The sequence below is a fragment of the Streptomyces sp. TAA486 genome (genome assembly GCF_000426165.1).
This window is the reverse complement of the sequence record NZ_AUEV01000001.1, coordinates 457,418-470,261: the sequence shown is the minus strand read 5'-3', so window position 1 is coordinate 470,261 and position 12,844 is coordinate 457,418. Positions and strand designations below refer to the sequence as shown.

Below are 12,844 nucleotides of genomic sequence, written 5' to 3'. Positions count from 1 at the left end.
CTCCGTGCCGCGTCGTGCCACCATCGTGCGGGCGGTGACGAGTGATACGGGATCAGGACGGGCCGGCAGCCGGCGAGCGGAAAGGTGATCGACCCGCCGCGGGTGGGGGCGGCACCTCTCGCGGTGCTGCCCGCGGACGGACCGACGGGCGCGCCGGCAGCGCGGGCAGCGCGGGGAGGCACGAGCCGCACACCGCCAGGCGGTGGCACGGCCCGAACGGTTCGGGCGAGGGGGAAGCTCCCATCGCATCAGGACCACCCCAGGAACCCGGGCAGGCCGGGGAGTCCCCGCAGTCCGAAGAGCCCGGGCGTTCCCAGGCCGCCGGTGAGACCGACGGGAGACCTGCGGCCACCGGGCGGGCGGACGCGGAGGGAACCTCCGGAGGTACGGAGGCCAGCGCCGAGGCCCGCGACGAAGGCGACGGTGCTGCCGGCGCCGGAGGCTCCAGGGGACCCGGTGACTCCGGTACGTCCGGCCCGTCCGGCGCCGTCGACAGCGACGAGCCGCTGCTCTCGGCGCGTGCGCACCGCCCGTCCGACCTGCTCCGGCTGGGGCTCGGCCTGCTGGCGATCACGATCGTCCTGATCATCGCCAACTTCGCACACGGCACCACGGCCGGCCTCGAACAGGACATCGACAAGGGCACGCAGCAGGCACCGCCGCTGCTCATCAGCATCACCGGCCTCGCGTCGAGCATCGCGATCCTGCTCGTCCCCGTGGCGTTCGCGATCGAGCGGCTCATCAAGCGCGACGGGCTGCGTATCGCCGACGGTGTCCTCGCGGCCGTGCTGGCTCACGGCGCCTCGCTGGCCGTCGACCTGTGGGTCGCCCAGGCGGCGCCGGACTCCGTGCGTGACGCCCTCACCAAGCAGATCACCGACAACGACCTCACCACCCCCGTGCACAGCTATCTCGCCCCGGTCATCGCCTACATGACGGCCGTGGGCATGGCGCGCAGGCCGCGCTGGCGCGTACTGCTGTGGGCGGTGCTGCTGCTGAACGCGTTCGCGATCCTCTTCCCCGGCTACTCGACGCTGTTCTCGATCCTCGTCACCGTGCTGATCGGCTGGACGGTCGCGTACGGCACCCTGTACGCCGTCGGCACCCCGAACGTGCGCCCGACCGGGCACACTCTGCTCGCCGGGCTGCGGCGCGTCGGCTTCAACCCGGTCAGCGCCAAGCGCGTCGAGGACGCCGAGTCGTTCGGCACCGAGTCGGGCGACCACGGCCGCCGGTACCTCGTCACGCTGGAGAACGGCCCGCCGATCGACGTGACCGTCGTCGACCGCGAACAGCAGGCGCACGGCTTCTTCTACCGGGTGTGGCGGCGCCTGACGCTGCGGGGCATCATCCAGAACCGCAGCCTCCAGTCCCTGCGCCAGGCCCTCGAACAGGAGGCGCTGCTCGCGTACGCCGTGATCGCCGCCGGAGCCAACGCCCCGCGCCTCATCGCCACCTCCGAGCTGGGCCCGGACGCGGTGATGCTCGTGTACGAGCACATCGACGCCCGCACCCTCGACTCCCTCCAGGACAGGGAGATCACCGACAACCTCATGCGGGCGGCCTGGCGGCAGGTCGAGGCCCTCCAGTCGCGGCGCATCACGCACCGGCGTCTGGTCGGGGACGCGCTGCTCGTGGACAGCTCCGGAACGGTCTATCTGAAGGACATGCGGGGCGGGGAGATCGCGGCCGGCGACGTCGTGCTGCGCATGGACATCGCCCAGATGATGACGACGTTCGGGCTGCGCGTCGGAGCGGAGCGCGCCGTCGCTGCCGCGGTCGACGTCCTGGGGCCCGACTCCGTGGCCGACAGCCTGCCGATGCTCCAGCCGATCGCGCTCAGCCGCCGTACGCGCACGACGCTGCGCAGGCTCGCCAAGGAGCGTGCGCAGCGTGAACGCGAGGCCGTCATCGGCGCCTCACACGCCGGCAAGGAGACCAAGGGCGAGGCCGGGGCGGGTACGTCCCACACCGCCGCACAGAAGTCGGACCGCAAGTCGCTGCGCGCCGAGAAGAACGCGGAGAAGCGGGCCATCGACGACGCGCTCGAGGAAGCGCGCGAAGAGGACCTGCTGGCGCAGATCCGTCAGCAGGTGCTGCTGGTCAGGCCGCAGGCACCCATAGAGCCGGCACGGCTGGAGAGGGTCCGGCCCCGCACCCTGGTCACCTTCATCGCGGGTGCGCTGGCCGCGTACTTCCTGCTCTCGCAGCTCACGCAGGTGCAGTTCGGAGAGGTCGTCGGCGAGGCGAACTGGGCCTGGGTGGGCGGCGCCGCGCTCTTCTCCGCGTTCACCTACTTCGCGGCGGCCATGGCACTGCTGGGCTTCGTACCGGAGAAGGTTTCCTTCCTGCGTACCGTCGTCGCCCAGGTCGCGGGCTCCTTCGTGAAGCTGGTCGCACCGCCGGCCGTCGGCGGCGTCGCGCTGAACGCACGCTTCCTGCAGAGGTCCGGGGTACGGCCGGGGCTCGCGGTGGCGAGTGTCGGCGCCTCGCAGCTCTTCGGTCTGGGCAGCCACATCACGCTGCTGCTCTTCTTCGGCTATCTCACCGGTACCGAGCACACACCGACACTCTCGCCGTCGAGAACCGTCATCGCCGGGCTGCTGGCGGCCGCCGTGCTGGTGCTGATCGTCACAGCCATCCCGGCGCTGCGCAGATTCGTCTCCACCAGGCTGCGTTCGCTCTTCGCCGGCGTCGTGCCCCGCATGCTGGACGTGGTGCAGCGGCCGCGGAAGCTCGTGACGGGCATCGGCGGGATGCTGCTGATGACGCTGCTGTTCGTGATGTGCCTGGCCGCCTGTGTACGGGCATTCGGCCACGAGGCGAGCTACGCGAGCATCGCGGTCGTCTTCCTCGCCGGCAACGCACTGGGGTCGGCGGCACCGACGCCGGGCGGTCTCGGCGCGGTCGAGGCGGCGCTCATCGCCGGTCTGATCACCTTCGGCGTGCCGAAGGAGATCGCGACGCCCGCCGTGCTCCTCTTCCGGCTGCTGACGCTGTGGCTGCCGGTGGGGCCGGGCTGGCTGTCGTTCTCGTACCTCACGCGGAAGGGCGCCATCTGAGGCATCTGCGCCCGTTGCCGCCGGGGACGCGCGCACGGCCGGGGCCCGGACGCGACGTGCGCGTCCGGGCCCCGGCCGTGGATCCGCGGTACCGCGGTTTCGTACGGGTACGGGCGGGCTCAGTACACCGGCTTGTCCGGCTCGATCTGGTTGACCCAGCCGATGACGCCACCGCCGACGTGCACGGCGTCGGAGAAGCCCGCGTCCTTGAGCACGGCGAGGACTTCCGCGGACCGGACACCCGTCTTGCAATGCAGGACGATCTTCTTGTCCTGCGGAAGGTCCTGCAGCGCGGTCCCCATCAGGAAGTCGTTCTTCGGGACGAGCCTCGCGCCGGGGATCGAGACGATCTCGTACTCGTTCGGCTCGCGCACGTCGATGACGTCGATGGACTCGCCGTCGTCCATCCACTCCTTGAGCTGCTTGGGCGTGATCGTCGACCCGGCAGCGGCCTCCTGCGCCTCGTCGGAGACGACGCCGCAGAACGCCTCGTAGTCGATGAGCTCCGTGACGGTCGCGTTCGGACCGCAGACGGCGCAGTCCGGGTCCTTGCGGACCTTGACCTGCCGGTAGCTCATCTCCAGGGCGTCGTAGATCATCAGGCGGCCGAGCAGCGGCTCACCGATGCCCGCGATCACCTTGATCGCCTCGTTCACCTGGATCGAGCCGACCGAGGCGCACAGCACGCCCAGCACGCCGCCCTCGGCGCAGCTCGGCACCATTCCGGGCGGCGGGGGCTCCGGGTACAGGCAGCGGTAGCAGGGGCCGTGCTCGCTCCAGAAGACGGACGCCTGACCGTCGAAGCGGTAGATGGAACCCCACACGTACGGCTTGCCGAGAAGCACGCAGGCGTCGTTGACCAGGTAGCGGGTGGCGAAGTTGTCCGTCCCGTCGAGGATCAGGTCGTACGGGGCGAAGATGTCCATCACGTTCGAGGAGTCGAGACGCTCCTCGTGGATCTGGACGGTGGTGTGGGGGTTGATCCCCAGCACCGTGTCCTTGGCGGACTCGGCCTTGGAACGCCCGATGTCCGACTGACTGTGGATGATCTGGCGCTGCAGGTTCGATTCGTCGACCTCGTCGAACTCCACGATGCCCAGGGTGCCCACGCCCGCGGCGGCCAGGTACATCAGGGCGGGCGACCCGAGGCCGCCCGCACCGACGCAGAGCACCTTGGCGTTCTTCAGCCGCTTCTGCCCGTCCATCCCGACGTCGGGGATGATCAGGTGACGCGAGTACCTGCGGACCTCGTCAACGGTGAGCTCGGCAGCCGGCTCGACCAGGGGTGGCAGCGACACGGGGACTCCGTTGGTCGGTGGAACGTACGGTTGTTCTCCCGTAACACTGCCACGCACGGTCTCATTCCGAGACACCCGGTCCGAGACGCGAGACGAGCTCGTCCCAGTAGCCGGGCAGCGCCTCCCAGGGGTTCTGGCCCCGCCGGTCCGTCCTGTCGGTGAACCACACGGTGCCCGCCCCCTGCCAGCGTGCGACGCGCAGAGCCTCGTCGATGTGCATCCGCGGAACGCCGTGCACGAGGTGGCAGAAGCGCTCCGGCGGATGGTCCGCGGTCCACTCGGGGGTCTGCGACCACCGGTAGTCCGTCCAGCAGCCGGAGAAGGTCACCAACTGGTCGGCCAGCTCCGCGTATCCGGGATGCGGATGCGTGCCGTGCCCGAAGACCAGTTCCGCTCGCGGACGGGCGCCCGGCGCGTGCGCATCCCCCGCACCGGCGTGGGAGCCCAGGGCGTGCCTGTCCTGGTAGCGGCGCTGCTGTGCGCACAGTGCGCGCAGAGTCGTCACCGTCCGCGCCGTCTCAGCCAGTTGGGCACGCTCCGCGGTGCAGTCCGCGAGGTAGAAGCCGTCCACGCCGTACCAGTCGAGGAAGCGGTGCGCGTCGGCGACCAGTTCACCGAACGACCGTGTCCCGTCCCGCATGGCGAGATGGCCGAGTACGGTCACGCCGGACTCGCGCAGCCTGGCCGCCGCCGCCAGGCAGTACGGGTCGGGCCTCGCTCCGGGCCCGCCCGCCACGTCGAGCACCGCCCAGTGCAACGGCAACCCCGGCCGGGACAGCGCCGCCCACTCGACGGGCGCGAGCATCGGGTGTGCCCAGCCCGGTACGCCGAATCCGGTGCGGCCTGTCGGCCCGGCCGGGGCGCGCACCGCTCCGCCGGGAGTCATCAGATGCGGCATGCCGCCTCCATCCAGATGTCGGCCAGCGACTCCTCAAGGCCGATGCGGGGACGCCACCCGAGACGGTCCCGCGCTGTCCGCACGTCCGCCTGCTGCCAGCTGCCGCAGCCGTCCGGGTAGGACGTGGACGGAGCTGAGGGCGTCGCCTGCGCGCCGCTGGGCTCCAGCTCGTGCAGCGACCCCCCGAAACCGGCCACCCGCGCGAGCACGCCCGCGGCCTCGCGCAGCCTCACTGCCCTGCCCGTCCCGATGTTGATGACGCCCTGCGCCGCCGAGAGCGACGCGGCGTGCACCGCTCGTGCCACGTCGCGCACGTCGACGAAGTCCCGCTGCACGCTCAGCCCGCCGAGCTTCAGCTCGCTGTCGCCCTGCTGCATCGCCCGCCGCATGCCTTCCGCCAGCCGCCCCAGCGGGGAACCGGCCGGAGTGCTGGGCCCCGCGGGCGAGAAGACGCGCAGCACCACTGCGTCCAGCCCCGATGCGAGCACCAACTCGGTCGCGGCCAGCTTGCTCACGCCGTACGGTCCGCCAGGACGCGGCACCGCCGCCTCCCCGATGGACGAGCCCGCGGTGGACGGCCCGTACTCGGCGGCGCAGCCGATGTGCACCAGGCGCGCGTCGCAGCTGCTGCGCCGCAGCGACTCGCAGACGGTGGCGGTGGAGACGGTGTTGTGCCGGGTCAGGTCCCGGGCACCGCCGCGGGTCGCGCCCGCGCAGTTGATGACGACGCCGGGGTGCACCGCGTCCAGGAAGCGGGTCAGTGCGCCCGGGCTTCCCGTGGACAGGTCGAAGCGGACGTCCGCGTCGTCGTTGCGCCCGAGGGCCGTCAGCTGCACGGCGGGGTCCGCCAGCAGCCGGTCGGCGACGAAGCGGCCGAGGTAGCCGCCGGCGCCCAGCAGGAGCACTCTCATCGCGTAACCCCCTGTTCGGACATGGGGTACGGCCGTGCAGTGTTCATCTGGTGTTGCTCCTTGTCGTTCTCCGGGTCGCGCACGGAGCCCTCGGCGGGCTTCGTACGCAGGGGTGTGTGCGGGGGGACAGCGGCGGCGATCAGATCTCCGCGCCGTCCGGGTTCTCGCAGCGGTCGCGTTCGCATTCGCAGCGCTCGCGGCTCCCTGGGACTCCGTCCGCGCCCGGCGGCTCGGCCTTCGCCGGGGCGTCCTGGGGACGGTGTGCGGAGGCGCGGCTGAGCAGGCGGTACGCGCAGGCCAGCAGGACCAGCGCCGTGCATCCGCAGGCGACAGCGGCGGGCAGACCGGTCCCGCCCGCCGACGGGGGTGCGGTCGCCATGACCGAGGCCGCGGCCGCCTGGAGCGCACAAGCGGCGACGAGGCCGGCGGAGGCGGTCCCGCGGAATCCGTGCGCCGCGAGCAACAGCGCTGCGAAGAGCAGGACTCCCAGCGCGGTGACGGCCGGGATCAGCTCGGACGGCAGCAGTGCGGCATCCCGGCCGCCGGGTCCGCCGATCCGTACGCCGGCCATCGCCGCAATCTCCCGCACGGCGAGCTGAGCGCCGGTCAGCGCACCCGTGAACAGCGCCGTGGCCGCCGTCAGCAGGGGCCACACTCCGGCCGCGAACTCGTCCAGGCTGCGGCTGCGTTCGAGCCTGCGACGCACCCGCACGGCGAACCAGCGGGCGCACCACGCGGCGGGCCCGAGCGCGCACGCGAGTCCGAGGGCGACGGCGAAGCCTGCGCGTCCCGCTCCGGGACCCCGGCCGGAACCGTCACCGGCCGACGCCACGGCGGCGACGGCCGCGGCCGCGAGCACGCCCGGAAGGACCACCAGCAGCGGAAGCAGCACACGCGGCACGGCGAGGACCGGTCCGGCGGCCGGACCGACTCCTCCCGGCGGAGCCGGAGTTGTCACCTCGCAGACCCCGCCCTCGGCACGGGGAACCCGCGCGAACAGCTCCTCGGCGAGGGAGAAGACGTCCCGGTGCCGGAAGCGCGCTGCCACCCGGTCGGTGACGCCGTGCGCCTCCAGCGCGGCGGCGATCTCCAGCGGGTCGACGGCCTGTTCGCACAGCTCCCGGTGCCGGTGCATCAACTCCCGTACCGGATCGGCGGGATGGGCCAGATGCGTCGCGGTTCTCTGCCCCGGCACCGCCGCGGTGGGACGGGTTCCGGTGCCGCCTCCCGACCGGTGCCCGCCCCCTTCGAGCAGCGCCCTGGAGCGGGTGTCCCACGCGTCCGCCGCCTCCGGCGTGCGGGGCTCATACGGCTGGGCCGCCGGGACGGGCGGCGCGGCGGTGCCGGCGAACGCATCGGCCGCGGTGCCGGATGTGGATCCGTGGGCGCTCATCTGCTCTCACCCGTCCGGTTTTCAGGCCCCGCATGTGCCGCGGAGAGAAGCGCCGGACCGCCCGACGCCGCGGAGAGCATGAGCGGTACGAGGGCCACCGGCGTACGGACGCCCGGCACGGGCCGCCCCGCGGAGCTGCCGCCCGTTCCGGCCGTGCCCGCAGCCCAACGGCCCGGCACATGCGACTCGGGGGGCCGCGAGAAGGGCAGCGGCTCCTCGGCCTCGCCGGCGGCGTCCGCACCCACGGCATTCCCGGCGCCGACGGGCCAGCGGGACATCAGCTCCAGGTAGATGGCGCGGAACGCCGCTACGTTCTGCTCGACCGTGAAGAGTTCGAGGGCGCGCGCGCGGGCGGCGGCTCCCAGCCGTTCCCGCCGCTCCGGATCACGCAGCAGGGCGATGCAACTGTCCGCCAGTGCACGCGGGTTGCGCGACGGTACGACGAGACCCGTGCCGCCGATGACCTCGCAGACGGCACCCACGTCCGTCGAGACCGTGGCACGTCCGCTGAACATGGCCTCGACCAGCGGGACGGGGAAGCCCTCGACGGAGCTGGAGAGCACCACGACGCATCCGGCGCCGTACGCGTCGGCGGGTGTCGGCACGGAGGGGGTGCCCAACTCCTCGAAGGAAACGGGGTTCTCGCCGACGGCGACGGAGTCGGCCGCCTCGTCCGGGAAGAGCTGCGCGGCCAGCGCCCGGCAACTCGACTCGTACTCGCGTGCCTCGTGGCCGCGCGCGGGCGCGGTGGTGACCATGCGCAGCCGTGCTCCGGGGACGGCCCGCCGCACGTCGGCGAAAGCATGGAGCAGGCCGATCAGGTCCTTGGACGGCTCGATGCGTCCGGCCCACACGAGCGTGGCGCTGTCCCGGGCCCGCCGTGCCCGGGCTCCGGAGGCGCGCTCTGCCGCCCCGACTCCCGCCTTCCGGGCCGGGGTCGTCTCGGTGCGCGGTCTGCCCGCCTCCTCGCCGAGTTCGGCGAAAGGCGCGGCATCCATGCCCGGGTAGACCGTGCGCAGCTTCCCGCGGGGCGCGCCGCAGCGCTCCTGCCAGCGGCGGGCGTGGACGTTCCCCGGCGTGATCAGCTGCGCCTGTGTGTACGCCTCGCGCGCCAACTGCCTCTGGAACGAGCCGAGAAGCGCTCGCACGGCTGCTCCGGCGGCGGCCGGCGCGACTGCGTCGGCGGCACTGGCGAGATAGTGCTCGCGAACCCGCACGCCGTACTCGGTGATCAGCAGAGGCGTTCCGAAGAATCGCTTCGCCAGGAGGCCCGGCAGGGCCGCAGGACCGCCCCCGACCGCGTGGCAGACGTCGACGCCCGCGAGGCCCCGGCCGCGTTCGTCCGCCTCGCCCTCCTGGCCGTCCCCGTACCAGTCGAGGGAGAGCGGGCGCAGTGCGCGCTCCAGCCTCTCCGAGACCGCCAGCAGATCCCTGACCCGCGCGGAGTGCACGGCGCGGAGCGTTCCCGGCGCGCGGCAGGCGGACTGCAGGATGCGGACGGCCGGATCGGAGCGGAGCGCGGCGCGGAGCGCGCTGCCGCTGTCGCGGGCCAGTTCGGCGAGGCCGTAGAGGCCCGTGGCGAAACGGTCCGCCAGCAGACCGTCCGCAGTCTCCTCGCCCGCGGGGGCACCAGGATCCGCGCCCCCACCGCCGTGCCCGGCGCCGCACACGGCGGCGGCCAGCTCGCCGAAGCACTCCTCGAAGCGCCGTCTCTCCCGCCGCCCGTACGAGCCCGCCCGCGCCTCCGCGGAACCTCTGCCCGCGGCGGCGCCCCACAGCGCCGCTGTGTGCAACCGGCGCACGTTGCCCGGCAGTTCACACCGGCGCCCGCTCTCCTGCCGGGCGCTGCGGCTGAGCGCGTACACCTCGAACTCGTGCCCGCCGAGACCTCGCAGCAGCCGGTCGCACCAGACGACCGCCTCACCACGCGCGTAGGGATAGCCACCCTCCGTAAGCAATGCGATGCGCACGGACGCACCACCCCCGACCGGTTCTCCGAGTGGGCCACCGCCCGAAGGGGCCGATGGCGTGACGCGGAAGACGCTATGCGCGTCGTTCGCACACGGTGGACGGTTGTCCGTCGCGCCACCAAAAGGGGTGAATGACGGTGACTTACCGCCCAGTCGGGCGTTCTGGTGCGCTAGGTGTCCAATGTGGACTCATGGCACGGCACCACCGCTCCGACATCGCGCACACAGGCGCGGAGACGGAGACGGACGACTGGGCCGACGGTTCCGTCACGGTCCGCGGCGCGGCGCGGCGCGGCGCGCGGGGACGCTATCCGCGCGGGTACGGCCAGGGGTTGGGGCGGCACTTCGCCCCGTCCGTGGTGAGCGACTTGGTCTGCTGCATCATCACGGGCGCCAGCGCGCCGTCCTTGGGGCAGCCGACGTGGTCGCGGCCCAAGCGGTGCCCGACCTCGTGGTTGATGAGCATCTGCCGGTAGGCGAGCATCCGGTCGTCCCCGAAGGTCTTCGAACCCTGCGCCCACCGGTAGGCATTGATCATGACGCGATCCGTGGAGGCCGAGTCGCAGGAGACGTTCTGCTCACTCGTGTCCAGGCCGGACTTCGCACACCACTCGTCCGTGGTCGGCGAACTGGCCAGCGTGATGACGAAGTCGACGTTCCCCTTCGAGACCCGTTCGAAGCTGCGCTCCCCGCCGTGCGCCCAGCTGCGCTTGTCGTTGAGCGTCTTGTGCACGGCATCCGCGAAGAGCCCGTCGTCCAGCGGGAGGCCCTTCTCGACGTCCACGCGGTAGCGCACGACCTCGCTGCCGCCGACGCCCTCGGCCTTGCCCACGACCGCGTCGAACTTGCCCTTGCCCTTGAACCCGGAGTCCAGTTGGTAGGTCTTGCCCAGCTTCTGCGTGTACGTCGGCGCCGCGCCCTGAGCGTCGTCCTGGGCACCCCTGCCCTTGCCCGAGCGGGAGGCGGGACCGTCCGCCGAGGACAGACCGCGTTCGGCGCCGGCGTCCTCCGCCTTCTCGTCTCCGGACTGACTGCTCCCGGCGATCTGACCGGCGACAACGAACGCGAGCACCGTCGTCACGGCGACGGCGAGCGCGCCCGTCAGCAGCAACCGTCCCTTCCTGCCGCCCTTCTCCGTGCGCGGCACCTGCGCGGGCACGAAGGGGGTGGCACGAGGCAGGCCGTCGGCAGTGGTCTCGCGCGGGTCCTGCCACGGCTCCGCCCCGGTCGGCCGGCCCTGCGGGAAGACCGGTGGGCCCTCGTAGCCGTTCCACGGTCCCGGAGTTCCGGGCCTGGGGCCTCCGGGGCTCCGCACGGGGAGCGGCCCGGTACGGCCGCTGCCGCCGGGCCGCCCGCTGCCGTTGCCGTTGCCGTTGCCGTTGTTGCCGGGATGACGTGGGGCGGGAGCCCGTACGGCTCTCGTCGCACCGGTGGCACCCTTGCCGAAGACGTCGTCGTCGAACGCGTCGACGTAGTCCTGCCGCGGGCCGGACGGGCGTCCCATGCCTGCCGACGAACCGGGCATGCCCTGAAGCACCCGGCCGACCGCGTCGCCCCCTTCGGGACCGCGGCCCGCGCCGTCGGCGCCCCAGCCGCCACCCGGCTCGCGGTGCTCGGGATGACCGCCGCGCACGTTCCGTCCGTTGCCGTACCTGCGCGGGTGCTCCTCGCTCGCCCAGGAGGAGGAGGAATCGCCCGGTGACGCCGCGCGCGGATCGGGCGGCCCGTAGGAGTTCCGGAAACCGGAGGCCCCGGCCGGTGGGTCCGCCTTGCCGTACGCAGGCGGCGCGTCGCCGTGCGGCACCGCCTGCTCGGGCGGATGACCGGCCTTTGCGCGCCCCTTGCGGCTATGGCGTCCCACTAGTCACCTTTCGGGGGTACGGGCCTCAGCGGCGAAGGGTTGCCCGCCTCGGCATGAGCCGTCAACCGTGCTGTATCACTGAGCAGTTCACGAATCGCACACGCGACGATCTCCGGGTACTCCATCATCGCCACGTGCCCAGCCTCGGGCAAAGCCAGCATCCTGTTGTCGCGGAACGCCGCAGCGGCGCGTCGCGCCATCCGGAAACTCACGAGCTGGTCCCGCCCGCCGTACACCAGCAGCGTCGGTGCGAGCACGCGTTCCGCCTGCCGCCACAACGAATGCTGACCGCCCAGAGTGTAGGCGTCGACGAGGCCACGCGCGGAACGCGCGAGGGAATCCCAGAAGTACGGCAGCCGCAGCCTTCGTTCGAGTTCTGCGACCGCCGCTGTGAATCCCGCTGGTGAGACGCGTCCCGGGTCTCCGTAGCACAGCCCCAGCACTCCCCTGGTCCGCTGCTCCGCCGACCAGTCCTTTGTGAGCTTTGCAAAAAGACCGGCGACGCCGGGGACCGCCAGGAGGGCCGTCGGCACGGCAGACCGCTGGGGCGGCAGCTCCGGCAGCGCCGGAGAGATCAGTGTCAGGGTGCGCACAAGATCGGGGCGCAACGCCGCCGCGCGCGTCGCGACCGCGCCGCCGAGCGAGTTCCCCATGAGGTGGACGGGGCCGCGCCCGCACGCGTCGAGATAGCGGATCAGCGCACGTGTATGTCCGGAGAGCGAATAGTTGCCGTCGTCGGGCGGCGGGGAGAGGCCGAAGCCCGGAAGATCGACGGCCTCGCTGTCGACATCGCCCACGAGCTCCAGCATCAGCGCGGACCAGTTGAGCGAGGATCCGCCGAGCCCGTGCACATGCACGGCGGGCGGCAGGCCTGCGCGCGACGGGGGCCGGGATCTGACGTTCAGAGTCAGGCCGGTGAGGGACACGGACCGTACGGTTTCGCCGTCATGGACCGGCGGATCACCGGCCGGCGGCACCGTCTGCGCCGGCTCGGGTGCGCCCCGCAGGCCGGGCTGCTCGGTCGATGACATGGCGCAATATTACGAGACGATCACACGGGTTCACCGGTGTTCGTCGTCACATGAGCACTGCGGCCAGGACGTAGCCTCGAATAGGAGGCGTCCTTCGTGGAAAGGGGAGCGAGCATGTCTGTTGACCCGACCGACCCGGACAACTTCGAGGACACCTACGAGGAGGAGCCGGACGAGGCAGCAACCGGGATCGAAGCTCCACCGGAGGACACCGCCGAACAGCACGCCGATCTGCTCCGTCAGCGGGACCAGCCCATCACCGGCCGCGAGGACATCGAGGTCGACCCCGCCGACGCCGCCGAGCAGGCACGCGTGGTGGAAGTGAACGAGGATGAGTACCGATGACGCACCCGCTGTCGGTGCCGAAATGAAATATTCGGCCCGCGGCAGTCACAGTCCGGTTACTGAAAAGTACGATGG

The 12,844-nt window shown here is 72.2% G+C and carries 9 protein-coding genes; 2 read left to right on the top strand and 7 right to left on the bottom strand.

Annotation, left to right across the window (positions count from 1 at the left end; genetic code table 11):
* The first annotated feature begins 41 nt into the window (after nucleotides 1-41).
* Nucleotides 42-3,062, top strand: coding sequence for a lysylphosphatidylglycerol synthetase family protein (locus I004_RS0102180; protein ID WP_028434148.1), 3,021 nt, complete (start codon nucleotides 42-44; stop codon nucleotides 3,060-3,062).
* Nucleotides 3,063-3,181: 119 nt separating this feature from the next.
* On the opposite strand, the gene moeZ is transcribed toward I004_RS0102180, so the two are convergent.
* From moeZ to I004_RS31640, 7 genes are all read right to left on the bottom strand, one after another.
* On the bottom strand, nucleotides 3,182-4,360 hold the full coding sequence (gene moeZ / locus I004_RS0102175) for an adenylyltransferase/sulfurtransferase MoeZ (RefSeq protein WP_028434147.1): 1,179 nt from the start codon (nucleotides 4,358-4,360) through the stop codon (nucleotides 3,182-3,184).
* A 61-nt stretch (nucleotides 4,361-4,421) separates the two neighbouring features.
* Nucleotides 4,422-5,258, bottom strand: a complete 837-nt coding sequence (locus I004_RS0102170) for a spherulation-specific family 4 protein (RefSeq protein ID WP_028434146.1) — start codon at nucleotides 5,256-5,258, stop codon at nucleotides 4,422-4,424.
* On the bottom strand, nucleotides 5,246-6,169 hold the full coding sequence (locus tag I004_RS0102165) for an SDR family oxidoreductase (protein WP_028434145.1): 924 nt from the start codon (nucleotides 6,167-6,169) through the stop codon (nucleotides 5,246-5,248). The genes I004_RS0102170 and I004_RS0102165 overlap by 13 nt, the downstream gene beginning before the upstream one ends.
* 139 nt (nucleotides 6,170-6,308) lie before the next feature.
* Nucleotides 6,309-7,562 (bottom strand): hypothetical protein, encoded by a 1,254-nt coding sequence (locus tag I004_RS31645; RefSeq protein WP_051344596.1) that lies wholly within the window; start codon nucleotides 7,560-7,562, stop codon nucleotides 6,309-6,311.
* A complete protein-coding gene (locus I004_RS0102155; RefSeq protein WP_028434144.1) occupies nucleotides 7,559-9,532 on the bottom strand; it encodes a DUF3492 domain-containing protein in 1,974 nt (657 codons plus the stop codon). The genes I004_RS31645 and I004_RS0102155 overlap by 4 nt, the downstream gene beginning before the upstream one ends.
* 307 nt (nucleotides 9,533-9,839) lie before the next feature.
* Complete coding sequence (locus I004_RS0102150; RefSeq protein WP_486579674.1) at nucleotides 9,840-11,393, bottom strand: DUF3152 domain-containing protein; 1,554 nt, start codon at nucleotides 11,391-11,393, stop codon at nucleotides 9,840-9,842.
* Nucleotides 11,393-12,424 (bottom strand): alpha/beta fold hydrolase, encoded by a 1,032-nt coding sequence (locus I004_RS31640; protein WP_051344595.1) that lies wholly within the window; start codon nucleotides 12,422-12,424, stop codon nucleotides 11,393-11,395. Before I004_RS31640 ends, I004_RS0102150 begins: the two co-directional genes overlap by 1 nt.
* Nucleotides 12,425-12,538: 114 nt before the next feature.
* Here I004_RS31640 and I004_RS0102140 point away from each other — a divergent pair, with 114 nt between their 5' ends.
* Nucleotides 12,539-12,769: a hypothetical protein gene (locus I004_RS0102140; RefSeq protein ID WP_028434142.1), complete on the top strand. Its 231-nt coding sequence runs from the start codon at nucleotides 12,539-12,541 to the stop codon at nucleotides 12,767-12,769.
* Nucleotides 12,770-12,844 lie beyond the last annotated feature (75 nt).

What these genes read in the sequence shown, in the direction of transcription:
- I004_RS0102170 (WP_028434146.1), bottom strand. Translation starts at nt 5,258, where the DNA reads ATGCCGCATCTGATGACTCCCGGCGGAGCGGTGCGCGCCCCGGCCGGG.
- I004_RS31645 (WP_051344596.1), bottom strand. Translation starts at nt 7,562, where the DNA reads ATGAGCGCCCACGGATCCACATCCGGCACCGCGGCCGATGCGTTCGCC.
- I004_RS0102140 (WP_028434142.1), top strand. Translation starts at nt 12,539, where the DNA reads ATGTCTGTTGACCCGACCGACCCGGACAACTTCGAGGACACCTACGAG.
- I004_RS0102165 (WP_028434145.1), bottom strand. Translation starts at nt 6,169, where the DNA reads ATGAGAGTGCTCCTGCTGGGCGCCGGCGGCTACCTCGGCCGCTTCGTC.
- I004_RS31640 (WP_051344595.1), bottom strand. Translation starts at nt 12,424, where the DNA reads ATGTCATCGACCGAGCAGCCCGGCCTGCGGGGCGCACCCGAGCCGGCG.